The organism is Alistipes sp. D31t1_170403_E11, assembly GCF_015553985.1.
Classification (GTDB): Bacteria; Bacteroidota; Bacteroidia; order Bacteroidales; family Rikenellaceae; genus Alistipes; species Alistipes montrealensis.
In genome coordinates, this window is the sequence record NZ_JADNHQ010000004.1 from 346540 (window position 1) to 372043 (window position 25504).

General features: G+C 59.0%; 18 protein-coding genes and 1 pseudogene. 11 read left to right on the plus strand and 8 right to left on the minus strand.

Annotation, left to right across the window (positions count from 1 at the left end; translation table 11 throughout):
* Nucleotides 1-1071, minus strand: a complete 1071-nt coding sequence (locus I2E69_RS10720) for a DUF4434 domain-containing protein (protein WP_229095462.1) — start codon at nucleotides 1069-1071, stop codon at nucleotides 1-3.
* A gap of 466 nt (nucleotides 1072-1537) precedes the next feature.
* Between I2E69_RS10720 and I2E69_RS10725 the strand changes: the two genes are divergently transcribed.
* Nucleotides 1538-2743 carry an ROK family transcriptional regulator gene (locus tag I2E69_RS10725; protein ID WP_195461203.1) on the plus strand — a complete coding sequence of 402 codons (1206 nt, stop codon included), beginning with the start codon at nucleotides 1538-1540 and terminating at the stop codon, nucleotides 2741-2743.
* Between the two features lie 55 nt (nucleotides 2744-2798).
* On the opposite strand, the pseudogene I2E69_RS15265 reads toward I2E69_RS10725, so the two are convergent.
* A pseudogene (locus I2E69_RS15265) lies at nucleotides 2799-3314 on the minus strand (alpha-N-acetylglucosaminidase C-terminal domain-containing protein); the annotation flags it as partial.
* Between the two features lie 21 nt (nucleotides 3315-3335).
* Nucleotides 3336-4316, minus strand: coding sequence for an alpha-N-acetylglucosaminidase TIM-barrel domain-containing protein (locus tag I2E69_RS15270; protein ID WP_229095463.1), 981 nt, complete (start codon nucleotides 4314-4316; stop codon nucleotides 3336-3338).
* A gap of 177 nt (nucleotides 4317-4493) precedes the next feature.
* Here I2E69_RS15270 and I2E69_RS10735 point away from each other — a divergent pair, with 177 nt between their 5' ends.
* From I2E69_RS10735 to I2E69_RS10775, 9 genes are all read left to right on the plus strand, one after another.
* Nucleotides 4494-5582, plus strand: a complete 1089-nt coding sequence (locus tag I2E69_RS10735; RefSeq protein ID WP_195461204.1) for a phosphodiester glycosidase family protein — start codon at nucleotides 4494-4496, stop codon at nucleotides 5580-5582.
* 197 nt (nucleotides 5583-5779) lie between these two features.
* Nucleotides 5780-6394, plus strand: a complete 615-nt coding sequence (locus tag I2E69_RS10740; RefSeq protein WP_195461205.1) for a hypothetical protein — start codon at nucleotides 5780-5782, stop codon at nucleotides 6392-6394.
* A 3-nt stretch (nucleotides 6395-6397) separates the two neighbouring features.
* Nucleotides 6398-7234: a DUF2764 family protein gene (locus I2E69_RS10745; protein ID WP_195461206.1), complete on the plus strand. Its 837-nt coding sequence runs from the start codon at nucleotides 6398-6400 to the stop codon at nucleotides 7232-7234.
* Nucleotides 7235-7397: 163 nt separating this feature from the next.
* Nucleotides 7398-9152 carry a V-type ATP synthase subunit A gene (locus I2E69_RS10750; protein ID WP_195461207.1) on the plus strand — a complete coding sequence of 585 codons (1755 nt, stop codon included), beginning with the start codon at nucleotides 7398-7400 and terminating at the stop codon, nucleotides 9150-9152.
* A gap of 12 nt (nucleotides 9153-9164) precedes the next feature.
* Nucleotides 9165-10487: a V-type ATP synthase subunit B gene (locus I2E69_RS10755; protein ID WP_195461208.1), complete on the plus strand. Its 1323-nt coding sequence runs from the start codon at nucleotides 9165-9167 to the stop codon at nucleotides 10485-10487.
* A gap of 6 nt (nucleotides 10488-10493) precedes the next feature.
* A complete protein-coding gene (locus tag I2E69_RS10760; RefSeq protein WP_195461209.1) occupies nucleotides 10494-11102 on the plus strand; it encodes a V-type ATP synthase subunit D in 609 nt (202 codons plus the stop codon).
* An 8-nt stretch (nucleotides 11103-11110) separates the two neighbouring features.
* The gene (locus tag I2E69_RS10765) at nucleotides 11111-12934 is read left to right on the plus strand and encodes a V-type ATP synthase subunit I (RefSeq protein WP_195461333.1); all 1824 of its coding nucleotides are present in this window, start codon (nucleotides 11111-11113) and stop codon (nucleotides 12932-12934) included.
* 25 nt (nucleotides 12935-12959) lie between these two features.
* A complete protein-coding gene (locus I2E69_RS10770) occupies nucleotides 12960-13424 on the plus strand; it encodes an ATPase (protein WP_064974487.1) in 465 nt (154 codons plus the stop codon).
* Between the two features lie 236 nt (nucleotides 13425-13660).
* Nucleotides 13661-15256, plus strand: a complete 1596-nt coding sequence (locus I2E69_RS10775; RefSeq protein WP_195461210.1) for an ATP-binding cassette domain-containing protein — start codon at nucleotides 13661-13663, stop codon at nucleotides 15254-15256.
* Between the two features lies 1 nt (nucleotide 15257).
* Here the strand turns inward: I2E69_RS10775 and rnr are convergent, their stop codons facing one another.
* Genes rnr through I2E69_RS10800 form a run of 5 tightly spaced genes read right to left on the minus strand, consistent with a single transcriptional unit; the run spans nucleotide 15258 to nucleotide 23998 of the window.
* Entirely contained in the window at nucleotides 15258-17489 is a 2232-nt protein-coding gene (rnr, locus tag I2E69_RS10780) for a ribonuclease R (RefSeq protein WP_195461211.1), read from the minus strand.
* A complete protein-coding gene (locus I2E69_RS10785) occupies nucleotides 17489-18601 on the minus strand; it encodes a M20 family metallopeptidase (protein WP_195461212.1) in 1113 nt (370 codons plus the stop codon). The genes rnr and I2E69_RS10785 overlap by 1 nt, the downstream gene beginning before the upstream one ends.
* A 13-nt stretch (nucleotides 18602-18614) precedes the next feature.
* Nucleotides 18615-19571, minus strand: a complete 957-nt coding sequence (metF, locus tag I2E69_RS10790) for a methylenetetrahydrofolate reductase [NAD(P)H] (protein ID WP_195461213.1) — start codon at nucleotides 19569-19571, stop codon at nucleotides 18615-18617.
* Entirely contained in the window at nucleotides 19568-23182 is a 3615-nt protein-coding gene (gene metH / locus I2E69_RS10795; protein WP_195461214.1) for a methionine synthase, read from the minus strand. Before metH ends, metF begins: the two co-directional genes overlap by 4 nt.
* Nucleotides 23183-23998: a glutaminyl-peptide cyclotransferase gene (locus tag I2E69_RS10800; protein ID WP_195461215.1), complete on the minus strand. Its 816-nt coding sequence runs from the start codon at nucleotides 23996-23998 to the stop codon at nucleotides 23183-23185.
* Nucleotides 23999-24161: 163 nt separating this feature from the next.
* Between I2E69_RS10800 and I2E69_RS10805 the strand changes: the two genes are divergently transcribed.
* Entirely contained in the window at nucleotides 24162-25487 is a 1326-nt protein-coding gene (locus tag I2E69_RS10805; RefSeq protein ID WP_195461216.1) for a trigger factor, read from the plus strand.
* Nucleotides 25488-25504 lie beyond the last annotated feature (17 nt).

Genomic DNA, 25504 nt, shown 5'->3' on the forward strand with positions numbered 1-25504 from the left:
TTATTTCTGAAGTTTCATGTATTCCATATAGCGGTTGTAGAGGTGTCCCGCCTGTGTATATGACGAGTTCGGACTCATGAAATGCGAGAATTCGAAGGTGATGACATCCTGTATTCCCGCCCGTCGTGCGGCGTCGAGCTTGAACAGCAGTTTTTCCCATTTGATGGGCAGGAACCGGATGGGCATGTCGCGGTCGAACGATTCCACATTGGTCCAGCATGCCATGCCGTAACGATCGGCCAGTTCCTTGTTGACCACGAGATAGTCGTAGAGTTCATCATAATCGACCTGCCCGTCCTGAAAAGCCAGGATGTCGACGGCTCCTGCGATGTCGCTCAGGATCGCATCCCATTCCTGACGGTGTTCTTCGACCGTGATCGCCTTGTCGCCGGACATCACCTGGTCGGTCTTGATGCCGTGGATGTAGGGCGAGATCATTGTCTTCAGTCCGCCCGACACTTCCTTGGCGTGCTGTCCCATCGCGGCGTAGATTTTCGATGCATTCCGGGTCCGGCGGCTGATTTCCTGCGAGAGGTACCAGCCCCGGAACGACTTGTGGTGTCCGTATTTGGCCCACACTTCGTCGATGAGCTGCATGTTCAGCTCGATCTCCTTTTCGTACTCTCCTACATGCCAGTGGTAGGCCGAATCGTATGTTCCGAACCAGAACTCCATGCCATGCTTGTCGGCCAGTGTGAGGAACATCTCCACCAGATCTACGGGCGGGTATTTGAATTTGCCGGTGCGGAGCAGGCATTCGAACGGCGCAGCGATCCAACTGCCCAGCCCGGCGCGGATCAATACCACCGTGTTGATTCCCATTGTTTTCATAGCCCGGAAATCGGCGTCCCACTCTTTTACGCCCCAGTTCTGGTGCGGGATGTCCCAGCTGACTTCGTCGAGGAACGTCGCACGGATCGGAATCCCCTGAAGGATCTCTTTCGTCCGGAAATCGGCATCCGTGAATTCGCAGGCGGCCTTATCTTTCGGGCTTTTGGCTTGGGTGGCGACGGGGAGTGCGGTCGAAACGAGCAGTCCTGCGCAAAACAGACTGCGGCATATTGTTTTCATTGTTTTTGGAGCGTATTTGGGCATATAAGGCATTCCATTTATTTATAATAGTCGGAGGTCTCGGTACTGGTCCGGCGTTCCATGCCGTAGCGGTCGGTGAGCCGTTTGCGGTTCCGGTGGGGAATGTCGTGACGGATTGAGGTTCTATTGGTATCTACTCTAATCTAAAATCATAACTTACCTTAAGCAAATGTAATAATAAAAATTATTATCACAAACATTTTTAGTAATAAAATTTATTTAAAATAAAGATTTATGTGAAAAAGATTGTTTTTGAAGCCTTGTTGTCGGGCTGGAGGGTTGGTTTGTAATTCTAAATAATTATATAGAAAGGCAACGAGTATGGATAATTTTATTACTACAATTTTCGTATAATTGCATTTTCTTTGTTTTGCTTGGCTTGTTCGTGAATTATTTTTACCTTTACGAATCGAAAGAAAATGTAACCGAAAAAGAAAATACCGACATGACCAGTTCGTTCCTGAAAGAGGCCACGGAAGGCAATAAAAATGCGATCCTCAAACAGCAAATCATCTGCCAGTACATCTTCGGCGGCGATTCCAGCATCACCGACTTGAGCAAGGCTGTGAACCTCAGTGTGCCGACCGTTACCAAGTTGATCGGTGAGTTGATCGACGAAGGCTTCGTCCACAATTTTGGCGAGCAGGGGACGGCCGGCGGCCGGCGTCCCAATATCTATGGCCTGAACCCCTATGCGGGTTACTTCATCGGCGTCGATATCCGCAAGGATTCGGTGGTGATGGCGGTCGTCAATTTCAAAGGACAGTTGATCGACGAAACGACGGTCGATTTCCTGATGGACAACGACCCCCACTCGCTCGACCGGCTCTGCGAGGTGATCCAGGATTTCATCTGTACGCACAAGATCGCGACCGACAAGGTGCTGGCCATCGGTGTCAATATTTCGGGCCGGGTCAATTCCCAGACCGGATACAGTTACAGTTATTTCTTCGTCGAGGAGCAGCCGCTGACGATGCTGCTCGAAGAGCGCCTGGGCAGTACGGTCTATATCGAGAACGACACCCGTGCGGCTACTTACGGGGAATACATGTACGGTGACGCCCACAACGAGCAGACGATGCTCTATATCAATGCCAGTTGGGGTCTGGGCCTGGGTATGATCATCGACGGCAAGATTTTCTACGGCAAGTCGGGCTTCTCGGGCGAATTCGGCCATTTTCCGCTGCTCGACAACGAGATCATCTGCCGCTGCGGCAAGCGCGGCTGCCTCGAAACCGGAGCGTCGGGTTCGGCCATGCACCGCATTTTCCTCGAAAAACTCCGGCAGGGGCGTGTTTCGATGCTCTCCGAGAAGTTCAACAAGGGCGAGGAGATCACACTCAACGACATCCTCGACGCACTGCAAAAGGAGGACGTGCTGGCCATCGAGACGCTCGACGCCGTGGGGCATACGCTCGGCAAGGCCATCGCCGGGCTGATCAACATGTTCAATCCCGAAATGATCGTTATCGGCGGTACGCTGTCCGTTGCCAAGGAGTACCTGATGCTTCCCGTACGCAACGCCGTCAACAAATATTCGCTGATGCTGGTCAACAAGGATACCCAGATCAAACTCTCGGCGCTCGGTGAGCGCGCCGGAGTGATGGGAGCCTGCCTGCTGGCCCGGAGCAAGTCGCTCGGGCTGTTCTGACGCGTATCGATTTGGGTAAAATCCCCGGACTTCGACAGAAGTCCGGGGATTCCTTTTATCTTTCGGCGTCGAAGAGTTGTTTGTATTTTACGACCAACTCGCGGGCCGTCGCCACGGCGTTGCCCGGCGCAGGGTAGGTCAGCGGATGGGAGGCGTCGGCCCAGCGGCATTCGAAGTCGCGGATTTCTGCGTCGAAACGCTTCTGATCAAACTTCCGGCCCGCCTTGGCGGCTTCGGTAACGCGTTCGATGAACATGTGCCAGCGGGGCGCATAATAGGTTGAAACCATTCCGGCCCAGGTGCGGCTGGCGTAATCGGTCAGGTGGTAGCTGTCGACCCATACCGAAACAAGCGTGCGGGCATTGGTCTCGTAATAGTCTTTCGAGGCGTGCATCGCTGCGAGGTCGCGTCGGGCATAGGCTGCGGCGAAACGGTCGCGCTCGTGCAGGAAGTAGTCGCCCAATACCTGACGGCCCAGGTTTACTGCGTCGAAACGGTAGGCGTCCCGGTCGCTGCCGACGCCGAGCAGGGTGTTCCAGGCTTTCCACAGCGTCGGGAACCGGTAGTTGACGGTGTGTTTGGTTGTCCAGTGTCAGTTGCCTTCGAGCGAAGGATGGGCGTTGGTAAGGGCCGATTGCCCCGTCTGTACAGGCTGCGTGTAAACACTGTCGCAAAGCGTCCGCCATATGGCACGCGCTGTTTCGTCGCGGAATCCCGTAAGTCGGTCGGTCAGTCGCTCGATCCACCGGTTGTCGTCGATACCCGTCTTCCAGGCCGTGTCCAACGCGAATCCGCCCCAGTAACTCACGTGCGTGATTTTTGCATCGGGATAGAGCCGTTCGAGTTTCTGCGGAACGTGTCCTGCGAAGGCGGGCAGGACGGGAATCATTTCCAGTTTGCGTTCGCGCGCCACGATGTGCTTTTGCAGTTCGAGTTGGTTGTCCAGCCACTCCTGCGGCAGCGGTCCCTGCCAGTAGTCGATGTTGGTCATCCGGTGCCATGGCAGGTGCGCCGGGTCGGTGAAATAGCTGCACACTTCCTTCTGGGACAAATTCAGGCGGGTCCACACCCGCTCCCAGACGGCTTCCTGTCCTGTGATGGCCAGCGGCATGGTTACGCCCTGCAACGCCATCCAGTCGATAAACCGTTCCCATTCGGACCATCCCCACCACGGCATCGTGTATCCGAAGGTGCAGTAATTCAGGTAGAATCGCTCTTTTACCCGGGCTTCGGCGCGGACTTTTTCCCTGATTCGGGGCAATACGGCGGGCATCTCCACCGGGTTGTAACTGAGCCTTGAAACCGTGGTCAGGCAGTAATTTTTCAGGTAGTGGTTCAGCTCCACGGCGATTGAATTGGAATTGTTGCCCCGGACGACAATCTTTTTGCCGCGGGATTCCAGTTCGAACCAGTCGGTCCCGGTCGTGTCGGCGAGGCGTTCGAAACGGAAGCGTTGCTCCTGGTCGGGGATGATTCGCCGGGCCAGGGCGCGGACAGACGCGTCGTCTTCGGTGCTGCATGCACAGGTGGTGAACAGGACGAATGCGGCGGCAAAGAATTTCAGCATTTTCATGTCGGGAGTCTGGATTTGGTCAGAACGTGTTTTTAAATTGCTGTCAATTCGTGAAATAATTTTATTAAAAATCAACTAACAGTAAAATTATTTACCATAAAAGGTGTAGTTTGAATATTTTTTTATTACATTTGTCGTTGTGGATATCCATTGACTGATTCTGATTAATTCCCAATTATGAAAAAAAGATTGAGTATTTGCTGTATGTTGCTGGTGGCTTTCGTGGTGTGCGGCACTTTCATGCAGTGTGGTGGTGATGACCATCAGACCCCTCCCTCTTTGTCCGGCGAAGGCGAGGGAGGCGGTGAAGAGGACGAGGGCGAAGGCGGTGAAGAGGACGAGGGCCTGCCCGGTTATCCGGCGGGGCTGACCGTCGATGAATTTACGGACGTGTTGTCGAACAACTCCAAATGCCTCGGCTTCTATGCCGTCGCCGATTTCAAGGTCAATCCCAAATTGCGCTTCCGTCCGCAGCATGCTTCGGCGAAAAAGCCCACGGCTTATTTTTCGGACTTCAAGGCTTCGGGTTCCGGAACGCCTTACGTCGCGATCAACGGTGGTTTCTTCGCCGGTTCGCCCATCAAGTCGCTGAGCCTGCTCATCGAGAATGAAACCGTCAAGTCGATCGCTTTGCAGGACGACTATATTTGGAGTACCACGCCCTATACCCATTTCTTCCCCGTGCGCGGTGCGCTCGGGCAACTGTCTGACGGCAGTTTCGAGGCGGCGTGGGTCTATTGCGCGGCCGATGACGGCAACCGCCCCTATGCGTTCTCGTCGGCGTTGGGCAACAACGAGAAAACCATGACTTTCATGCCTGCTGCGCCTACGTCGAAAACCGCGGGCGGACGCCGTTGGAAACCCGATTATGCCATCGGTGCGGGGCCCATGCTGGTCTATGACGGCAAGAATGTCGCCGAGGAGAACTACTGGAAGGAGATATTCGACTGCGGTGGACTGGCCGGTCTTTCGCGCCAGCCCCGGTCGGCGATCGGCGCCACGGCCGACGGCAAATTGGTTGTCGTGGTCTGCGATGGCCGCAACAAGCGCGGCAGTGCCGGCTTCACCCTGTCTGAAATGGCTGACAAACTCATTTCGCTGGGGTGTGTTATGGCTGTCAACCTCGACGGCGGCGGTTCCTCGACCTTTGTCGGTAAAGACGGCGTCGTGCTTAATATGCCCAGCGATACGTCGGGCACAGAACTTGACGGGGCGACGATCAAGGAGCGTTCCGTCCCTACGGCGGTTATTATCGCGGAGCAGTAAACCTGAAGATTCCGGGTTTTGTAGCGAACGGACGGTGGGTAACCCCACCGTCCGTCCTGCGGTTATGTACCTGCTCTATTTGTGCCGGAAACTCGTCAAAATAGGATAAATTGATCTTTACGGTTCCCGATTGTTGATAATCTTTTATATATTTGTGTTCGAAAAAGAAAAAACGATAATTAAAACTAAATAACGCTATGGAAAACAAACTTCAACAGTTGACTCAGAAGCTCTACGACGAGGGGCTGGAGAAAGGCCGCGCCGATGCCGACAAGCTGGTCGCCGACGCCAAGGCCGAAGCTCAGAAGATCGTCGCCGAAGCCCGCGCCCAGGCCGAAGACATCGTTAAGAAGGCGGAGGCCAAGGCCGAGGATGTCGGGAAAAACACCATGACCGAGATTTCGCTGGCCGGCAAACAGGCCGTCGCCAGGATCAAGTCCGAAATTGCGTCGCTCATCATCGCCAAAGCTACGGCCCAGGGCGTGAAGGAGGCCGTCGTGGATCCGGCGTTCATCAAGGAGATGCTCGTTGCCGTGGCTAAGAACTGGAACGGTTCCGATTCGGGCAAGGTCGAATTGCAGGCCCTGCTGCCCGAGGCCGAGCGCAAAACGCTCGACGCCGCATTCGAGAAGAGCGCGAAGGAACTGCTCGCCGCCGGCATCGAGGTCGGCTGGTCGAAGGAGGTGAAGACCGGCTTCAAGGTGGGCGCCAAGGACGGGGGCTACTACATTTCGTTCGCCGATGCCGACATCGAGGCGCTGCTGGGCGAGTACCTGCGCGGCAAGGTGTTCCAATTGTTGTTTAAGGCGTAAGGCATGTTTGCAACCGATTATTATTGTCTGGTAGCCTCCCTGAAGGAGTACACGCTCGACGCCGATACCAAAGGCTTCGATGCCCGGGCCATCATCTCCGAAATTCTGGAGGAGGTGGACCGCGGCGACGCCCGCGAGGTGCGGCTCCTGTACGGCTACTACGACTGTGAGAATATCGCCGCCCTGCGTGCGGGGCGCTCGGCGCACAATCCGCTGGGCAACTTCACGCGCGAGGAGTTGGAGGAGGAGCTGAAAGCCCCGAAGCGGCTGCCCGAAGCGGTAGCCCGCGTGGTGAGGGCCTATGCCGATCCTGAGGGCGAGGACGCCGAGACGGTCGATACGTCGCGGCGTTTCGAGAAGGAACTGTTCGGAGCCTACTACGCTGCCTGCGAAAAGGCCGGAAGCCGTTTCCTGCGTGAATGGTCGGCCTTCGACCTGAACCTGCGCAACGTCTCGGCTGCCGTTACGGCGCGTGCCGCAGGCCGTGCGGTCGAAGAGGTGGTCGTGGGCGGAGGCGACGTCGCCGAGCAACTGCAGCGCAGTTCGGCGGCCGATTTCGGCCTGCGCGGCGAACTGCCTTACATCGATGCGGTGATCGCGGCGGTGAACGACGAGGCGAATCTCGTGGAGAAAGAGCATAAGATCGACCTGATCCGCTGGAATGAAGCTGCGGAACTGGCGACTTTCGACTATTTCGACATCAACGCCATTCTCTCCTACCTGGTACGGATCAACATCGTTGCCCGCTGGACGCAGCTCGACGCCGCCCGCGGCCGCGAGATGTTCGCCCGCCTGATGCAGGAGCTGGATGCGAAAGAACTGATCGACCATAAGGAATAGTCCGGAAAAGCGCCAGCGCTCCGGAGAAGCCTTTCCTAAGGGAAGGACTCCGGGCGGGACCGGGCCTGTACATGACGCCGGAGACGGCTGCAATGGCCTTCTGCGTGGCATGGACCCGGACGAAAGGAATTGCGAAGAAAAAGTAAATAACATAAAAATACCAATGAAAACTACAGGACGTGTAAACGGTATCATCTCCAACATCGTGATCGTCAAGGCCGACGGACCCGTGGGCCAGAATGAGATCTGCTATGTCTGGACAGGCGATACCAAAATGATGGCCGAGGTCATCAAGGTCATAGGCGACGCGGCCTATGTCCAGGTTTTTGACAGCACCCGCGGTCTGAAGATCGGCGACAAGGTCGAGTTCGAGGGACACATGCTCGAAGCGACGCTGGCCCCGGGCCTTCTGTCGCGCAACTACGACGGTCTTCAGAACGACCTCGAAAAGATGGACGGTCTGTTCATCGCCCGCGGTTCGATCACCGAACCGATCGACTACAATGCCGAGTGGGAGTTCTCGCCGCTGGCCAAGGCGGGCGATAAAGTCACCGCCGCCTCGTGGCTGGGCGAAGTGAAGGAGCAGTGGGTGATGCACAAGATCATGGTTCCTTTCACGATGACCGGCAGCTATACGGTCAAGAGCGTCGCCAAGGCCGGCAAATACAAGGTTGCAGACACCATCGCCGTCATTACCGACGCCGAGGGTAAGGACCACGACGTGACGATGGTCCAGAAGTGGCCCGTGAAGCAGGCCGTACGCTGCTATACCGAGAAACCCCGTCCGTCGCGCGTCATGGAGACCGGCGTGCGCCCGATCGACACCTTCAACCCGATGGCCGAAGGCGGTACGGGCTTTATCCCGGGGCCGTTCGGCGCCGGTAAAACCGTGCTCCAGCACGCTATTTCCAAGCAGGCCGACGCCGACGTGATCATCATGGTCGCCTGCGGCGAGCGCGCCAACGAGGTGGTGGAAATTTTCAAGGAGTTCCCCGAACTGATCGACCCGCATACGGGCCATACGCTCATGGAGCGCACGATCATCATCTGTAACACCTCCAACATGCCCGTTGCTGCGCGTGAGGCGTCGGTTTATACGGGTATGACCATCGGCGAGTACTACCGTTCGATGGGCCTCAAGGTGCTGGTTATGGCCGACTCGACATCGCGCTGGGCGCAGGCGCTGCGTGAGATGTCGAACCGCCTGGAGGAGCTTCCCGGACAGGATGCCTTCCCGATGGACCTTTCGGCGATCATTTCGAACTTCTATTCGCGTGCGGGCCTGGTGAAGCTCGTCGGCGGCCAGACCGGCTCGGTGACGTTCCTCGGTACGGTGTCGCCTGCGGGCGGTAACCTCAAGGAGCCGGTTACCGAATCGACCAAAAAGGCTGCACGCTGTTTCTACGCCCTTTCGCAGGGCCGTGCCGACTCGAAGCGTTACCCGGCCATCGACCCGTTGGAGTCCTATTCGAAATACCTCGAATACCCCGAAATCCGCGAATACCTCGACGACCATATCGAGAAGGACTGGGTGGACCTCGTCTATGCGGGCAAGACCATCGTGCAGCGCGGCAAGGAGGCCAACGACCAGATCAACATCCTGGGCGACGACGGCGTTCCCGTGGAGTACCACGAACGGTTCTGGAAATCGGAGCTGATCGACTTCGTCATCCTGCAGCAGGACGCTTTCGACGCCATCGACGCCAACTGCCCGATGGAGCGCCAGCAGATGATGTACAAAATGGTCCTCGGCATCTGCAACCAGGATTTTGCGTTCGCCGACTTCGAGGCCTGCTCGCAGTTCTTCAAAGGACTCATCAATCTCTTCCGCCAGATGAACTACTCGGAGTGGAAGTCGGAGAAGTTCGAGGGTTACCGGAAGCAGATCGAGCAGTATGTGAGTGAACAATCCAAATAAGCGGGAGAAATTATGACAACACGAGCATTTCAGAAAATATATACCAAGATCGACAACATCACCAAGGCTACCGTGACGCTCCGTGCCACGGGCGTCGGCAACGACGAACTGGCTACCGTCGGCGGCAAGCTGGCGCAGGTGGTGAAAATTATGGGCGAAAACGTCACGCTGCAGATTTTTGCCGGAACCGAGGGCCTGTCCACCGATTCCGAGGTCGTCTTCCACGGCGAACCTCCCAAGCTGCGCGTTTCGGACAACCTTGCCGGGCGTTTCTTCAATGCCTACGGCGAGCCGCTCGAAGGCGGCGAGATCATCGAGGGCGAGGCCCGCGAGATCGGCGGCCCGACGGTGAACCCCTTCCGGCGTATCCAGCCTTCGGAGCTCATCGCCACGGGTATCGCCGGCATCGACCTGAACAACACCATCGTAACGGGCCAGAAAATTCCGTTCTTCGCCGATCCCGACCAGCCTTACAACGCCGTGATGGCCAACGTGGCCCTGCGTGCCAAGGCCGACAAGATCATCCTGGGCGGCATGGGTCTTACGAACGACGACTTTCTCTACTTCAAGTCGGTCTTCGAGAACGCCGGTGCGCTCGACCGCATCGTGTCGTTCGTCAACACGACGGAGAATCCTCCCGTGGAGCGCCTGCTCGTTCCCGACATGGCGCTGACCGCCGCCGAATACTTCGCCGTCGACAAGGGCGAAAAGGTGCTGGTGCTGCTGACCGACATGACGCTCTATGCCGATGCGCTGGCCATCGTGTCGAACCGTATGGACCAGATTCCTTCGAAGGACTCGATGCCCGGTTCGCTTTACTCGGACCTCGCGAAGATTTACGAGAAGGCCGTGCAGCTGCCTAACGGCGGTTCGATCACGATCATCGCCGTGACGACGCTTTCGGGCGGCGACATCACGCACGCCATCCCCGACAATACGGGTTACATCACCGAGGGACAGTTGTTCCTGCGCAACGACTCCGACACGGGCAAGGTCATCGTCGACCCGTTCCGTTCGCTGTCGCGTCTGAAACAGCTCGTTATCGGCAAGAAGACCCGTGAGGACCATCCGCAGGTGATGAACGCCTGTGTGCGTCTCTACGCCGATGCGGCCAACGCCAAGACCAAGCTGGAGAACGGCTTCGACCTTTCGGATTACGACGAGCGTACTTTGAAGTTCGCGTTCGACTACTCCGAGAAACTGCTGGCCATCGACGTGAATATCGAGATCAACCAGATGCTCGACACTGCGTGGGGACTCTTCGCCAAGTACTTTACCAAGGAGGAGGTCGCCATCAAGGAGGAGCTCATCAAAAAATACTGGAAGGAGGCGTAACACGCAATGGCAATCAAATTTCAATATAACAAGACCTCGCTGGGCGACCTCGGCAAACAGTTGAAAATGCGCCAGAAGGCCCTCCCTACGATCAAAAGTAAGGAGTCGGCCCTGCGCTCCGAAGTGAAGAAAGCGAAGGACTCCGCAAACGACTACCGTCGTCGGCTCGATGCCCTGAAGGCCGAGTACGACTATATGGTGTCGCTCTGGGGAGAGTTTGATTGTGACCTCTTGCGCATCGCCGATGTCGAACTTTCGGTTCAGAAGATCGCGGGCGTGCGCACGCCTGTCCTGCAGAATGTCCTGTTCGAGGAGAAACCCTACGATTTGTTCTCCTCGCCGGTGTGGTTTGCCGACGGAGTCGACATCCTCAAGCGCATGGCGCAGTTGGGGATCGAGTTCGAGGTTTACAACCGCAAGATGGAACTGCTGGACCATGCGCGCCGCAAAACCACTCAGAAGGTGAACTTGTACGAGAAGGTGCAGATACCCGGGTACGAGGACGCCATACGTAAGATCAAACGCTTCATGGAGGACGAGGAGAACCTCTCCAAATCGGCCCAGAAGATCGTGAAAACCAAACAACAGGCAGCCGGGGAGGGCGCGATGTTATGATAGCGAAAATGTCGAAATACGACTTTGTGCTCTTTGCGGCGCAGAGCGAGGATTTCGTTGAGAAACTCCGCGAACTGGGATTGGTGGACATCACCACTACCGGCTGGGAGCCCTCCGAGGAGGACCGCCAGTTGCTCCTGGACATCGAAGGCCATACGAAGGCCCTGGATTTTTTGGGAACCCTTCGGGCCGAAGGCCGCTTCGACGCCGGGGCTAAACCCTTCGCTTCGGGCAGGGAGGCTTACGAGCACTACACCGCTGCGCACCAGCAGGCTGCGGCGCTCCATGCCGAGATCGGCCGCCTCGAAAAATCTGCCGACGAACTGCGCCCCTGGGGTCGGTTCGACGTGGAAACCACGAAGAAACTCGCCGCGCAGGGCATCGTGCTGCGCTATTTCTTCACACAGCGCAACACCTTCGACAAACAGCTTGCCGAGTGGTCGGAGAGCTATACCGTTTCCGAGGTCAGCCGTACCGATGCCATGGTTTGGTTCGTCGTCGTGGCCAAGCCCGGCGAGGAGGTGACGCTCGATGCGCAGGAGATGAAAACTCCTGCGATAGACATCCGCGAGGCCGAGCGGCGCATTGCCGAGTCTGAAAAGAAACTCCGCGCCCTCGACGCCGAATTTTCGCGCGTGGCCGCTTCGGAGGAGAAGCTCGCGCAGCATGCCTGCTCGCTGAAAGAGCGTTTGCAGGGCGTGCAGGTGAAAGCCACGGCGCAGCAGGCCGCCGACGGCACGCTGGTGGTCATGGAGGGCTGGGCCGAGAAAGAGACTTCGGACAAGGTCGATGCCCTGCTGGAGAAATACCCCAACGTGGTTTTCCTCAAGAGCGACCCCACGCCCGAGGACAATACGCCCGTGAAACTCCGCAACGGCTGGTTCGCCCGCAATTTCGAACTGGTGGGCGACATGTACGCCCGTCCGAAATACGGAACGATGGACCTCACGCCTTTCTTCGCGCCGTTCTACGTGCTCTTCTTCGGCATCTGCCTGAACGATGCGGGCTACGGACTGATCCTGACCCTGTTGGGCGCGTGGATGCTTGCCAAGAACAAGAAGCCCGGCATGATGCGCCGGGCGGCGTGGTTCGCCACGATGTGCGGACTCTCGACGGTTCTTTTCGGACTGTTCTGCGGCTCGTTCTTCGGTATCAACATGAACGAGTGGTTCCCTTCGGTGAAGTTCTTCGATTTCCAGGGACAGTTCTTCTCCATCGCGCTGGTTATCGGTGTGGTGCAGATACTTTTCGGCATGACGCTCAACATCTGGATGACGATCCGCAGTTTCGGCTTCAGCCGCGTGCTGGGTTTGCTGGGGTGGTTCATCATCCTCGTCTCGTGCTGCCTGGCCATGGGACTTCCGATGGCGGGCCTCGCCATTCCGGGCTTCACTTCGGGTTCGGTGGCGTTCTACGTCGCGCTGGGCGTCGGGGCGGTGCTGATGCTGCTGCTGAATAATCCGCGGCGCAATCCGCTCGTCAATTTCGGCGCAGGCCTGTGGGACCTTTACAATAACCTCACGGGGCTTCTGAGCGACGTACTCTCCTACATCCGTCTGTTCGCCATCGGTCTTTCGGGTGGCGTGTTGGCGCTGGTGTTCAATACGCTGGCTGCGGGCTTCGTCCCCGAGGGGTCGGGGATCGTGGTGCGGCTGCTGGTGATGATTCCGATCCTGTTGATCGGCCACGGCATCAACCTTTTCATGTCGACCATCTCGTCGTTCGTGCACCCGCTGCGTCTGACGTTCGTCGAGTTTTTCAAGAATGCCGGTTTCGAAATGGCCTCGCGCAATTTCGACCCGATCCGGAAAATGAATGATACTAACGAATAATAACAATTAAAAAACTTAAAACATTATGGAAACAACAGCATTGGTATTGGCTTACGTCGGCGTAGCGCTGATGGTGGGCCTGGCAGGTGTCGCTTCGTCGATCGGTACTGCCATTACGGGTCAGGCCGCAGTAGGGGCCATGAAAAAGAACGGCGGCGCTTTCGGTAGCTACATGATCCTTTCGGCCCTTCCGGGTTCGCAGGGCCTTTACGGTTTTGTCTGCTTCTTCCTCGTACAGAAGGGCCTGACGGCTCCGACGCTGGTGCAGGGCGCCGCTATTTTCGGTGCGGGTCTGTTGGTCGGTATGGTGAACCTCGCGGCTTCGATCTACCAGGCCAAGGTTTGCGCCAACGGTATCGCCGCTATCGGCAACGGTCACGACGTGATGGGTAAGACGCTGATCCTCGCGGCTTTCCCCGAGCTGTACGCCATCCTGACGGTGGCTGCCACCTACCTGATCGCAACGCTCGACGGTGTGAATCTCTTCTAAAGAAAATATTCGCGACATTGAAAAGGGAGGCCTTCGGGACCTCCCTTTTTTCGGTATCCGTCCTCGGATGCGTTGAGAGCCTGTTTTTGTCGTTTCGGAAAATTTCCGTATCTTTGCCCCGAATCAAAATTTGTTGTAAGCGATGAGGATCTAAAAATTTCATACACTTTTTTCTGCCGCTCCGCTGTTGCGGATGCGGGACTAGTCTGTTTGTAAATTTTTAAATCCGATATTTTATGTCGCTTATTCTCAGCGGGGTGTCGTTCGCATACCCCGATTCAGAACCCCTGTTTTCCGATATTACGTTCTCGGTCCGTTCCGGCGAACGGGTCGCATTGGTCGGGTCCAACGGCTCGGGCAAGACTACTTTGTTGCGCATTGCCGCCGGATTGCTGCCTGCGGCGGGTACGGTCGACTGTCCGGCCGATCGCTGGTATTTGCCTCAGAACGCCCTCTGCCGACCCGATGAATCGGTGGTGGAACTGCTGGGTGCGGCCCGTAAACTCGACGCCTTGCACGCCATCGAGGCCGGGCGGGGTGCGGAATCCGATTTTTTGGCGCTCGATGACGATTGGAGCATCGAAGAGCGGCTTGCCCTCGTGCGTGAACGGTGGGGCATCGAAGCAATCCCCCTCGACCGTCGGTCCTGTACGCTGAGCGGCGGCGAACGTACGCGTGTTCTGTTGGCCGGTGCGGAACTCTCTGGGGCCGATACCGTTTTGTTGGATGAACCGAGCAATCACCTCGATACCCGGGCACGGGACCTTTTGTACGATTTCGTCGGCCGGAGCCGTGCGGCGATGCTGATCGTGAGCCATGACCGGGCTTTGCTGGAACGAATGGACGCCATTGTCGAACTGGGCTCGGGCCGGGCAGTCCGTTACGGCGGAAATTATACGTTCTATTGCGAACAGCGCGATCTGCAGTTGGAGGCGCTCCATCGGCGTGCCGACGAGCGGCAGCGTACGCTCCAGCAGGCCCGGGAACGCGAACTGGAGTTGGACGAACGGCGGCAGCGGCAGGAGAGCCGTGCCGCAGGCCATACCCAGCGCCGGGGATTGGCCCGTATCGTGGCCGGGGGCCTGGCTTCGGCGTCGCAGCGGTCGGCGTCACGCCTGGAGGAGGAGCGCGGCCGGAGGATCGAACGGATCGCTGCGGAGTTGCATGCGGTCCGGGCGCAGATCGCTGCGGAGCAACCGCTTTCGGTGCATCTTCATTCGCCCGAGCGGCAGGACCGTCGGTTGCTCGCGGCGTTCGAAGGCGTGAATGTCCGTTTCGGCGGTCGGATGCTGTGGCCGGAGCCGCTTTCATTGGAACTTTTTTCCGGCGAGCGGCTTCGTATCCGCGGCGGCAACGGGACCGGAAAGACTACGTTGCTGCGTCTTCTGACCGGAGAACTGCTTCCTGCGGGCGGCTCGTGCCGCCGGGCCGGGCCGTTGCGCACGCTCCTGCTCGACCAGGAGTATTCGGCGCTATCCGGCGGCGGAACGGTCGGAGAGTTTGTCCTGCGCTGTGATACGGCACATCGCCCGGAGGGCGAACTGCGTGCCTGGCTCGACCACTACTGCTTTGCGCAGGAGCAATGGACGCAGGCGTGCGGGACCCTCAGCGGGGGCGAGAAGCTGAAGTTGCTGCTGTTCGGGGAGACACTCGGCGCTTCGGCGCCCGACCTGATACTGCTCGACGAGCCGACCAACAACATCGACCTCCGGAGCCAGGAACTACTTGTCTCGGCGCTCTCCGAATACAAAGGAACGGTTGTCGTGGTTTCCCACGACGAACCGTTCCTTCGGAATCTCGGTATTACAAACGAGTTGGAACTCGTTCCCTGAGCTATCGCCCCTTGCGGCGCGGCGAAGTGCTTACTTTCGGGCCTTTGCCGCGGCGCTCTTCGGTCCGTCGCGCCGCACCCTCGGGCAGCAGCACTTCGAAGTCGAGCTGGCGTTTCTGCAGGTCGGCGCGCTTGACGCGGATGCGCACCGGGCTCCCCAGCGTCATGCGTATTCCCGTCGAGCGCCCCACGATCTCGTAAAGCTGTTCGTCGAAGGCGAAAAAGTCGCCCTCGATGTCGCGCAGGAACGACATGCCCTCGATGTGGGTTTCGTCCAGTTCCACGTAGACGCCCCACTCCGTGAGGCCCGAAATATGGCCTTCGAACTCTTCGCCGATGTGCTCCTTCATAAATTCGACCATTTTGTATTTGATCGACGCGCGTTCTGCCTCGGCGGCCACGATTTCGCGGTCCGATGCGCGGGCGCAGAGTTCTTCCAGTTCGGTCTTGTCGGCCGACTTGCCCCCTGCGAGGTAACGCGCCAGGAGGCGGTGGACCATCATGTCGGGATAGCGCCGGATCGGCGAGGTGAAGTGCGTGTAATAAGGGAATGCCAGGCCGTAGTGACCGATGTTGTCGGTCGTGTAATAGGCTTTGGCCATCGAGCGTACGGCCATCGTCGAGACGGCGTTTTCCTCGGTTGTCCCCTTTATCTGCTTGAAGAGTTTGTTCATCTCTTTGGCCACGGCGCGGCCCTTCGTGGCCTTGAAGATGTGCCCGAAGCGGAGGATGAACTGCCTGAAACGGTCGAGTTTCTCCTCGCTCGGGGTGTCGTGCACGCGGTAAACCATCGTGCGTTCTACCGTACGGTCTTTGTCGGTCTTGCGTTTGCCGCAGAACTCCGCTACGCGGCGGTTGGCCAGCAGCATGAACTCTTCGATCATCTGGTTCGACTCTTTCTGCTCCTTGAAATAGACGCCCAGCGGCTTCCCGTTTTCGTCGAGGCGGAATTTCACCTCTTCGCGGTCGAACGAAATCGCGCCGTTCTTGAACCGCTCCTTGCGCAGCGCCTGCGCCAGCCGGTTGAGCGTCAATACCTCTTCGGCGTAGTCGCCGCGGCCGGTCTCGATGATCTCCTGCGCTTCGGCATACGTGAAACGGCGGTCGGAGTGGATCACCGTGCGGCCGAACCACTCTTCGAGAATGTCGAGGTTTTCGTTGAGCGTGAACACTGCCGAGAAACAGAGACTCGTTTCGTTGGGACGCAGCGAGCACAACTCGTTCGAGAGCCGCTCGGGGAGCATCGGTACGGTACGGTCCACGAGGTAGACCGACGTACCGCGTTCCACGGCTTCGTCGTCGATCACCGAGTGGGGACGTACGTAATGGGTCACGTCGGCGATGTGTACGCCGATCTCCCAAACGCCGTCCTTGATGCGGCGCACCGACAGTGCGTCGTCGAAGTCCTTGGCGTCCGCCGGGTCGACCGTAAAGGTCGTGACGTTGCGGAAATCGCGCCGCTGGGCGATCTCCTTGGCCGTAACGCTGGCGTCGATGCTTTCAGCCGCGCTCTCGATTTCCGGTTCGAAGTGATACGGAAGCTCGTATTCGGCCAGGATCGAGTGCATCTCCGTGTCGTTGTTGCCCGCCATGCCGAGCCGCTCGACCAGTTCACCCACGGGGCTCTTGCTGCCGGGCAGCCAGTCGGCGATGCGTACGACGACTTTTTCGCCGTCCTTCACGTCGGGATAGGTGCGCTTCGACAGGTAGATGTCCATCGGCATGCGCCGCGAGTCGGCCCGCACGAAAATCTGGTGCGCCCCGACCTCCGCCACGCCTACGTAGGGTTTGCGGTTGCGTTCGACGATCCGGGTGATCTCGCCCTCCAACTGGCCGTTGCGGCCACGGTGCATCACCACGACCTCTACGCGGTCGCCGTTCAGGGCGTTGGCCGCATTGCGCTGGTTGACGAAGATGTCGTTCTCCTGCCCTTCGACCTTCACGTAGACCGAACCCGAAGGCGTCATGTCGGCTATGCCTTCGTAGTGGGGCAGGTGGGTCTGCATCAGGCGGTATTTTTCGCGCGAGCACTCCTCCACGACACCCTCTTCGAAGAGGCGTCCGAGGATCTCGAGCGTTTCGCGGCGGCCCTCTTTCGTGGCGCCGCCAGATGCTGAAGCCAGGTGCTTGAGCGAGAATTTATTGTTGGGGAATTCCCGGAACATACTCAGTATTATCGAAGTACGATCCGTCTTCCGGGCTCCTTTATCGGAGCGGTGGTTTTGCTTTTTCATTATTTTTCCAAAATTTGCAGGGCTAAACGGCGCATAAAGCCGATGCCCACGTCGATGGCTCCCTCGTCGGGAGCGAATGTTGCCGTATGGGGCCGTCCGGCCGCGGCGCCCACGCCCAGCCGGTAAAACAGCGACGGATATTGTGTACAGTAGAATCCGAAATCCTCGGCCGTGGTCCTCAGGGACAGCATCTCGACTTTGAGGTTCGAAGTCCGGGCCAGCGCGATGGCTTTCTTGACCAGCATTTCGTCGTTTACCACGCACGGATAACCCCTGCTGATGTCCACGTCGATCTTCACGCCCATGCGTGCGTCGATGTCCGATGCGATGATCTGCAACCGGCGGTGGATGATCTCGCGTTCGCGTTCGTCGAATGTGCGCAGCGTTCCTTCCATGTAAACTTCGTCCGGAACGATATTCGTGGCGCCTTGGGCCTCCACGCGCCCGATCGACATGACGCACTCTTCGCTGTTGAGCGCCAGCATGCGCGTCACCATCTCGGCCCCCGCAGCCACGGGGTCCCTGAGTTGTTTGCGCATGGCGCCGTGTCCGCCCGTACCGTGGACGCGGATGCGCAGTTCGTCGCTTGCAGCCATGTATTTCCCGGCCCGGAACCCGAAGGTCCCGACCTCCAACTGCGGTTCGACGTGCTCGCCGACCACGGCCCGTACGTCGTAACCCTCGAAGGGGTTTTCGGCCAGCACCAGCGATGCCCCGCCGGGGTTGCACTCCTCGCCCGGCTGGAACAGCCCGAAGAGCGTTCCGCGGAAGTCGGGCGCCGCGGCGAACTCTTTCAGTACGCCGAAGAGCACTGCGGCATGCATGTCGTGGCCGCAGGCGTGCATGACGCCCTCGTTCTGCGACCTCCATTCGAAGGCGTTGTGCTCCGCGATGGGCAGGGCGTCGATGTCGGCGCGCAGCACGACGGCGCGCCGGTCGCCCTCGGCGGTTTTACGGCCTGCGATGCGGGCCAGTACGCCTGTCGTGGCGACCCTGCGGTGTTCGATGCCCAGTTCGCTCAATTGCTGTTCGATGAACGTCGCCGTGTCGTGTTCCTTGAACGAGAGTTCAGGATGCGCGTGCAGACGGCGGCGAAATTCGACCGGATTCATAAGTATCAATGTTTTAAAATACCGTTTTCACGATTTTCTGAATGTTCGTCGTGCGGCTCATCGTGTAATAGTGCAGCACGGGAACGCCCGCCGCCATCAGTTCGCGGCTCTGGGCGATGGCCCATTCGGTTCCCACTTCGCGCACGTTGTCCGGGTGGGCCCGGGCTTCGCTTACGAGTTCCGCGGGCAGTTCTACGCCGAACGTCTCGGGCAGTACCTCCAGATGGCGCAGCGTCGAGATGGGTTTGATGCCGGGGATGACCGGCACGGTGATTCCTGCCTCGCGGCAGCGGCGCACGAAGTCGAAATACTTGCGGTTGTCGAAGAACATCTGCGTGATGACGTACTCCGCCCCGGCGTCGATCTTGGCCTTGAGGTGGGCGATGTCCGAGGTGATGTCACGCGCTTCGTAGTGCACTTCGGGATAACCCGCCACGCCGATCGAGAATTTCGAGTGGTGGCACTCCTCGACTTCGCCGTCGACGAACTCCCCGCGGTTCATGGCCGCGATCTGCCGCACGAGGTCGATGGCGTGGGCGTGGCCCTGCGGATGGGGCATGAAACGCTTTTCGTTCTGCGACTTGTCGCCGCGCAGCGCCAGTACGTTGTGCAGTCCGAGGAAGTCCATGTCGATCAGCGTATCTTCGATGTCGTACTTCGACAGTCCGCCGCAGATCAGGTGGGGAACCACCTCCACGCCGTAACGGTGCTGGATGGCCGCCGAGATGCCGACCGTCCCGGGACGGCGCCGCACGACGTGCCATTCGATGCTGCCGTCCTCGCGTTCGGTCTCCTTGATTCCCTCGCGGTGGAAGGTGATGTTGACATAGGCCGGGTCGAGTTCCATCAGCGGCTCGATGGCGGCGAAAATCTTCTGCATGCCGTCGCCCTTCAGCGGCGGGAGCAGTTCGAAAGCAAAGCGGGTGCGCCCGGAGGCGACCGCGTCGTTTATGATCTCTACTACGTTCATACGTTGTTCGGTATAATCTTCTTGACCTCGTCGACCTCCATACCCCTGCGGCGGGCATAGTCGAGCAGTTGCTTGGTGTCGATCGTTCCCACCGAGAAGTAGTCGGCGTCGGCCAGCAGCAGGCCGCACAGCGCCTCCCCGGGGTCGATCATGTAGTTTTCGGTGAGCCGCATGCCGGTCGTCAGTTCGACTGCCAGCAGGTCGAAAACCTCGCGCTTGAGCGAGTGATCGGGCGATGCCGGGTAGCCGAATGCCATGCGGCGGCCGCGGTATTCGCCGCGGATGATCTGCTGGGGAATCGGCGCTTCGCCGGTCTCGTAGCCCCACATCTCCCGGCGTACGAACACGTGCACGGCTTCGGCGAAGGCTTCCGTCAGGCGATCGGCCAGCAGTTTGGCCATGATGGCGGAGTAGTCGTCGCCCTCCGCGCGGAACTTTTCGGCCAACTCCTTCAAGCCGATGCCGGCCGTTACGGCGAAGCAGCCGATCCAGTCGTTTTTCGGGGCTATGCAGTCGGCCAGCGAACGGTTCTCCTGCCCGCGCGTCTGGTTGCGGAGCATCGGAAGGCGTTTTTCGACCCCTTTGGAGTTCGTGACCCAGATGTCGTCGCCTTCCGCGCGTGCCGAGAAAATACCCACCGCAGCCTGCAAGGTCAACAACCGCTCGTCGCGGATGCGTGCCAGCAGTGCCTGTGCGTCGGCGAAGACCTTGCGCGCTTCGGCGCCCCGGTCGGGATGGTCCAGGATTTCGGGATAACGTCCTTTGAGCCCCCATGCCAGGAAGAAGAAACTCCAGTCGATATACGGTTCGGCGTCGGCCACGTCGTAGTCGGGGAAGACCATGCGCCCCGGGTGGAGCGGCACGACGGGCGTGTGGGGCGTGCGTCCGCGGAGGGCCTTGCGGACCTCGACGATCGGAATCAGGTCGCGCGCCCGCAGTTGGCGGGTGTAATCTTCGCGCATGGCCTGCTGGTCGGCTTTCACCTTGTCGGTGTAGAGGTCGCCGTCAGTGCCGAGCAACTGCGCCAGAATCTGGCTGTTGCGGCTGGCGTTGGGCGAGTGTACTACTACGCCCGTATAGACCGGGGCGATCTTCACCGCCGTGTGGAGGTCCGAGGTCGTCGCACCGCCGATAATGACCGGGATGCGCAGCGAGCGGCGTTCCAATTCTTCGCAGACATGGGCCATTTCGTCGAGCGACGGGGTGATCAGGCCGCTCAGGCAGATGCACTGCGCACCCCACGCCACCGCCTCGTCGACGATGCGCTCCGATTCGACCATCACGCCCAGGTCCTTGATTTCGTATCCGTTGCAGGCCATCACGACCGCAACGATATTTTTCCCGATGTCGTGTACGTCGCCCTTCACGGTGGCGATCAGTACCTTCCCGGCATTATGTGAAGCGCCGCTTGAGCCCTGTTCGATATAGGGTGTCAGCGCCGCCACTGCGCGCTTCATCACGCGGGCGGTTTTCACCACCTGCGGCAGGAACATCTTTCCTTCGCCGAACAGCGTCCCGACCTTCTCCATCGCGGGCATCAGCAGTGTGTCGATCACGGCCATCGGGCTTCCCAGTGCCTCGTAGCCTTCCAGCGCATCCTGCTCCACGCAGTCCGCCACGCCTTTGAACATCGCGTAGTCGATTCGCTCGGCCAGCGTTCCCGCGCGCCATGCGTCGGGGGCCTGCGGCTGCGCCTGGGTCGTTTGCTGCACTTCGTGGGCATACTCCGTGAGGCGTTCGGCGGCGTCGGCCCGGCGGCAGAGGATCACGTCCTCGACGCGTTCGAGCAATTCGGGCTCGATCTCGCTGTATACGCGGACCATCTGGGGGTTGACGATGCCCATGTCCATCCCGGCATGGATGGCGTGGTAGAGGAACGCCGAGTGCATCGCCTCGCGCATGGCGTTGTTGCCGCGGAAGGCGAACGAGAGGTTCGACACGCCGCCCGAAACCTTTGCGTGGGGCAGGTTTTCCTTGATCCAGCGCGTCGCGTCGATGAAGGCTTTGCCATAGCCGTCATGCTCGGGAATACCCGTTGCAACAGCCAGCACATTGGGGTCGAAAATAATATCCTCGGCCGGAAATCCGCTCTCCGTGAGTAACTTGTAGGCCCGTTCGGCCACTTCGATCTTGCGTTCGTAAGTGTCGGCCTGCCCCCGTTCGTCGAAGAGCATCACGACTGCCGCGGCGCCGAAACGGTGAATCTCCCCGGCTCGGCGCAGGAATTCCGCCTCACCCTCCTTGAGCGATATGGAGTTGACGACGGCTTTGCCCTGTGTGACCTCCATGCCCGCCACCAGCACCTCCCATTTCGACGAGTCGATCATCGTCGGCACACGGGCGATCTCCGGCTCCGAGGCCATCAGGTTGAGGAACGTGCGCATCGCTTCGGGACCGTCGATCATTCCGTCGTCCATGCAGACATCGACGATCTGCGCCCCGGCATCGACCTGCGCGCGGGCCACCGAGAGCGCTTCCTCGTAGTTGGCTTCACGGATCAGCCGGGCGAACTTGGCCGATCCGGCGACGTTCGTACGTTCGCCGACATTGATGAAATTGGCCTCGGGGACGATCCGCAGCGGTTCCAGCCCGCTCAGCGTTGTGATATGTTTCGGTTCGGGAACGGGCCGCGGCTCGTAGTTTCCGGCGATTTTCGACAGTTCGAAGATATGTGCCGGCGTCGTGCCGCAGCAGCCGCCCACGATGTTCACGAGTCCGCGCCGCAGGTACTCCCCGACATCCTCCGCAAACATCTGCGGCGTTTCGTCGTAACCGCCCATCACGTTGGGCAGTCCTGCGTTCGGGTGAGCCGAGATGCGTGTTTCGGCCACTGCTGCCAGCCGTTCGAGGTAGGGCAGGAGTTGTTTGGCCCCGTAGGCGCAGTTCAGGCCGACGGAGAGCAGGCGGGCGTGCGACACCGACGCGGCGAAGGCCTCGACGGTCTGCCCCGAGAGGGTGCGGCCGCTGGCGTCGGCCAGCGTTCCGGAGACCATGACGGGGATCGCGCGGCCCAGTTCGGCGCAGAGCGTGTCGATGGCGTAGAGGGCCGCCTTGGCGTTGAGCGTGTCGAAAACGGTCTCGACCAGCAGGATGTCCGCACCGCCGTCCACCAGCCCGCGGGCCTGGTCGGCGTAGGCCTCGGCCAACTGCCGGAACGTGACCTCGCGCGCCGCGGGGTTCGCCACGTCGGCCGACATCGAGGCCGTGCGGTTCGTGGGGCCCATCGACCCTGCCACGAAACGCGGTTTCTGCGGATTGCGTGCCGTGAATTCGTCCGCCGCACTGCGGGCGACCGCCGCCGCCGCTTTCGAAATCTCGTAGGCATAGCCTTCGAGCCGGTAGTCGGCCAGCGACACGGCGTTGGCGTTGAACGAGTCGGTTTCGATGATGTCGGCTCCTGCCTGCAGGTACTTTCGGTGTATTTCGCCGACGATTTCCGGACGGGTCAGCACCAGCAGGTCGTTGCAGCCTTTGAGCAGTACCGTCCAGTCGCGGAAGCGTTCGCCGCGGTAATCCTCCTCCTGCAGTCCGTAGCCCTGCACCATTGTACCGAAGCCGCCGTCGAGCAGCAGGATGCGCCGGTTCAGTTGTTCGTATAGCGTCGTTGCCATTTATTTCTCGATAATCTCTATTTCAAACAGTTTGCTCCAATTCTTGCCCGTCACGAAGATGCGGTCCCGTTCGGCGTCGTAGGCGATGCCGTTCAGCACGTCGGTCGTCTCGGTGACTTCCGTTTCAGGCAGCAGGCCGGTCAGGTCGACGATGCCCTCCACGATGCCCGTTGCGGGGTCGATGATCACGATCTGGTCCGTGGTGTAGACGTTGGCCCATATTTTGCCGCCGATCCATTCCAACTCGTTGAGATATTCGACCGGAACGCCTTTGTAGGTCACCGTCGTACGTTTTTCGCGGCGGAATGTCTCGGGGTCGACGGTGTGGATGCTGGCCGTGCCGTCCGACATGTAGAGTTTCCTCCCGTCGGTCGTCAGCCCCCAGCCCTCGCCCGGATAGCGGTGGTCGCGGATTTTTTCGCACCCTTTCGTCAGGTCGTAGACGTGGGCCGTGTTCGACTGCCAGGTCAGTTGGTAGAGCCTGTCGCCGAGCAGGGTGATCCCTTCGCCGAACTCCGAGCGGGGCAGGCGCACCATCACGTCAGCCTTTCCCGTCGCGAGGTCGATCCGCTGCACGACCGATTCGCCGTGCTGTCCCGTGCCCTCCCACAGTTGTCCGCCGGCGTATTGCAGCCCCTGGGTGTAGGCCGTCGTCGAGTGGGGATAGACCGCCGCGATCCGGTAGGTGTACTCTTTCGGTTGAACCTGTGCCGCAGCGGGCTGCGCCTTTTCGCCGGGGCGTTTGGCGCGTGCCGCCGGGCCGCCGCATGCGGCCAGCAGCAGGATGGAGAACAGAAGTATCGGGGTCGTTTTCATTCAATTCGCAACAAAATAGCTTACAAAGGTACGAAAAGCAAACCATATATCATAATTTCATTATATATATACGGAATATCTTGCCGGAAAGGGAATAATTTAATATCTTTGCCACCCGATTCCGAGAAGAAAATCGAAAAATAACAAATAGAACACATTCATTATGAACATCGTAAGAGAACAACGCGAAGAGAATAACTCGCTGATCCGGGTAACCGTCGGCGAGTCGGATTACGGGCAGGAGGTCGAAAAGGCCCTGCGTGAGTACAAGCGCAAGGCCAACATCCCCGGCTTCCGTCCGGGCATGGTCCCCATGGGCATCGTCAAGAAGATGTACGGCAAGGGCGTGCTGGCCGAGCAGTCGTACCGCCTGGCTTCGAACTCCGTCTTTGAGTACCTCCAGAAGGAGGGTATCGACTACCTGGGCGACGTGATCCCCTCCGAGCAGCAGGGCGATTTCGATTTCGACAACGCCACCGAGTTCGAATTCGTATTCGAGATCGGCGAGGCTCCCGAGATCAAACTGGAGTTCTCCGACAAGGATAAGCTGACCTACAACAAAATCAAGGTCGACAAGAAGATGCACGACGACTACCGTGCCAACTACCTGCGCCGTTTCGGCCGCCTGGTGGACGCCGAGAAGGTGACTTCGGACGAGGCGCTGTCGGTGACGCTCGACAACGGCGAAATGAACGTTGCGGATGCTTACGTGGGCCTGATCTCGATGGACGAGGCCGATCGCAAGCCCTTTATCGGCAAGAAGGTCGGCGCGAAGATGAAGGTGAATCTCAACGAACTCTATAAAAATCCCGCCCAGCGTGCCGCCTGCCTGCAGGTGAAGGAGGCCGAACTGGAGGGCATCAACCCCGAATTCGAGCTGGAAATCACCAAGATCCGCAAGTTCGCCGAGCCGGAACTGAACGAGGAGTTCTTCAAGATGGCGTTCCCCGCCGGCAATGTTACCGACGAGGCCGGGCTGGACAAGTTCATCGACGCCCAGATCGAGGCCGAACTGCGCCGCGAAAGCGACTACCTCTTCACGCTGCAACTGCGCGATTTCGTCGTGAAGAAGGCCGGGCTGAAGATGCCCGTCACGTTCCTCAAACGCTGGCTCTACACGATCAACGAAGGCAAATTCTCGATGGAGGACATCGAGAAGGATTTCGACCAGTTCCTGACGATGTTTACCTGGAACTACCTCCAGAAGCACTTCATCAAGGCCGACAACCTCGCCGTTTCGAAGGAAGAGGCGCTGGCCGAAGCCAAGGCGCTGGCCGCTGCGCAGTTCGCACAGTACGGCATGCCGTCGGCCCCCGACGATATGCTCGAAGGCTATGCCGAGAAGATTCTCTCCGACAAGGAGCAGGGCCAGAAGATTTTCGAGAAGCTCTACGAAGTGAAGGTCGTCGAGGATATCAAATCGAAGATCAAAGTAACTGAAAAAGCCGTATCTGCGGACGATTTCGCTAAATTGGCGAAGGAGCTTTAAGATTCCCGGATTTTTTG

Excerpts from the sequence above, each read along its gene's own strand:
- I2E69_RS10720 (WP_229095462.1), bottom strand. The coding sequence starts at position 1,071 with ATGAAAACAATATGCCGCAGTCTGTTTTGCGCAGGACTGCTCGTTTCG.
- I2E69_RS10735 (WP_195461204.1), top strand. The coding sequence starts at position 4,494 with ATGAAAAAAAGATTGAGTATTTGCTGTATGTTGCTGGTGGCTTTCGTG.
- I2E69_RS10760 (WP_195461209.1), top strand. The coding sequence starts at position 10,494 with ATGGCAATCAAATTTCAATATAACAAGACCTCGCTGGGCGACCTCGGC.
- I2E69_RS10750 (WP_195461207.1), top strand. The coding sequence starts at position 7,398 with ATGAAAACTACAGGACGTGTAAACGGTATCATCTCCAACATCGTGATC.
- I2E69_RS10740 (WP_195461205.1), top strand. The coding sequence starts at position 5,780 with ATGGAAAACAAACTTCAACAGTTGACTCAGAAGCTCTACGACGAGGGG.
- I2E69_RS10805 (WP_195461216.1), top strand. The coding sequence starts at position 24,162 with ATGAACATCGTAAGAGAACAACGCGAAGAGAATAACTCGCTGATCCGG.
- I2E69_RS10755 (WP_195461208.1), top strand. The coding sequence starts at position 9,165 with ATGACAACACGAGCATTTCAGAAAATATATACCAAGATCGACAACATC.
- metH (WP_195461214.1), bottom strand. The coding sequence starts at position 23,182 with ATGGCAACGACGCTATACGAACAACTGAACCGGCGCATCCTGCTGCTC.
- I2E69_RS10770 (WP_064974487.1), top strand. The coding sequence starts at position 12,960 with ATGGAAACAACAGCATTGGTATTGGCTTACGTCGGCGTAGCGCTGATG.
- I2E69_RS10725 (WP_195461203.1), top strand. The coding sequence starts at position 1,538 with ATGACCAGTTCGTTCCTGAAAGAGGCCACGGAAGGCAATAAAAATGCG.
- I2E69_RS15270 (WP_229095463.1), bottom strand. The coding sequence starts at position 4,316 with ATGAAAATGCTGAAATTCTTTGCCGCCGCATTCGTCCTGTTCACCACC.
- I2E69_RS10800 (WP_195461215.1), bottom strand. The coding sequence starts at position 23,998 with ATGAAAACGACCCCGATACTTCTGTTCTCCATCCTGCTGCTGGCCGCA.
- I2E69_RS10775 (WP_195461210.1), top strand. The coding sequence starts at position 13,661 with ATGTCGCTTATTCTCAGCGGGGTGTCGTTCGCATACCCCGATTCAGAA.
- metF (WP_195461213.1), bottom strand. The coding sequence starts at position 19,571 with ATGAACGTAGTAGAGATCATAAACGACGCGGTCGCCTCCGGGCGCACC.
- I2E69_RS10785 (WP_195461212.1), bottom strand. The coding sequence starts at position 18,601 with ATGAATCCGGTCGAATTTCGCCGCCGTCTGCACGCGCATCCTGAACTC.
- I2E69_RS10765 (WP_195461333.1), top strand. The coding sequence starts at position 11,111 with ATGTCGAAATACGACTTTGTGCTCTTTGCGGCGCAGAGCGAGGATTTC.
- I2E69_RS10745 (WP_195461206.1), top strand. The coding sequence starts at position 6,398 with ATGTTTGCAACCGATTATTATTGTCTGGTAGCCTCCCTGAAGGAGTAC.
- rnr (WP_195461211.1), bottom strand. The coding sequence starts at position 17,489 with ATGAAAAAGCAAAACCACCGCTCCGATAAAGGAGCCCGGAAGACGGAT.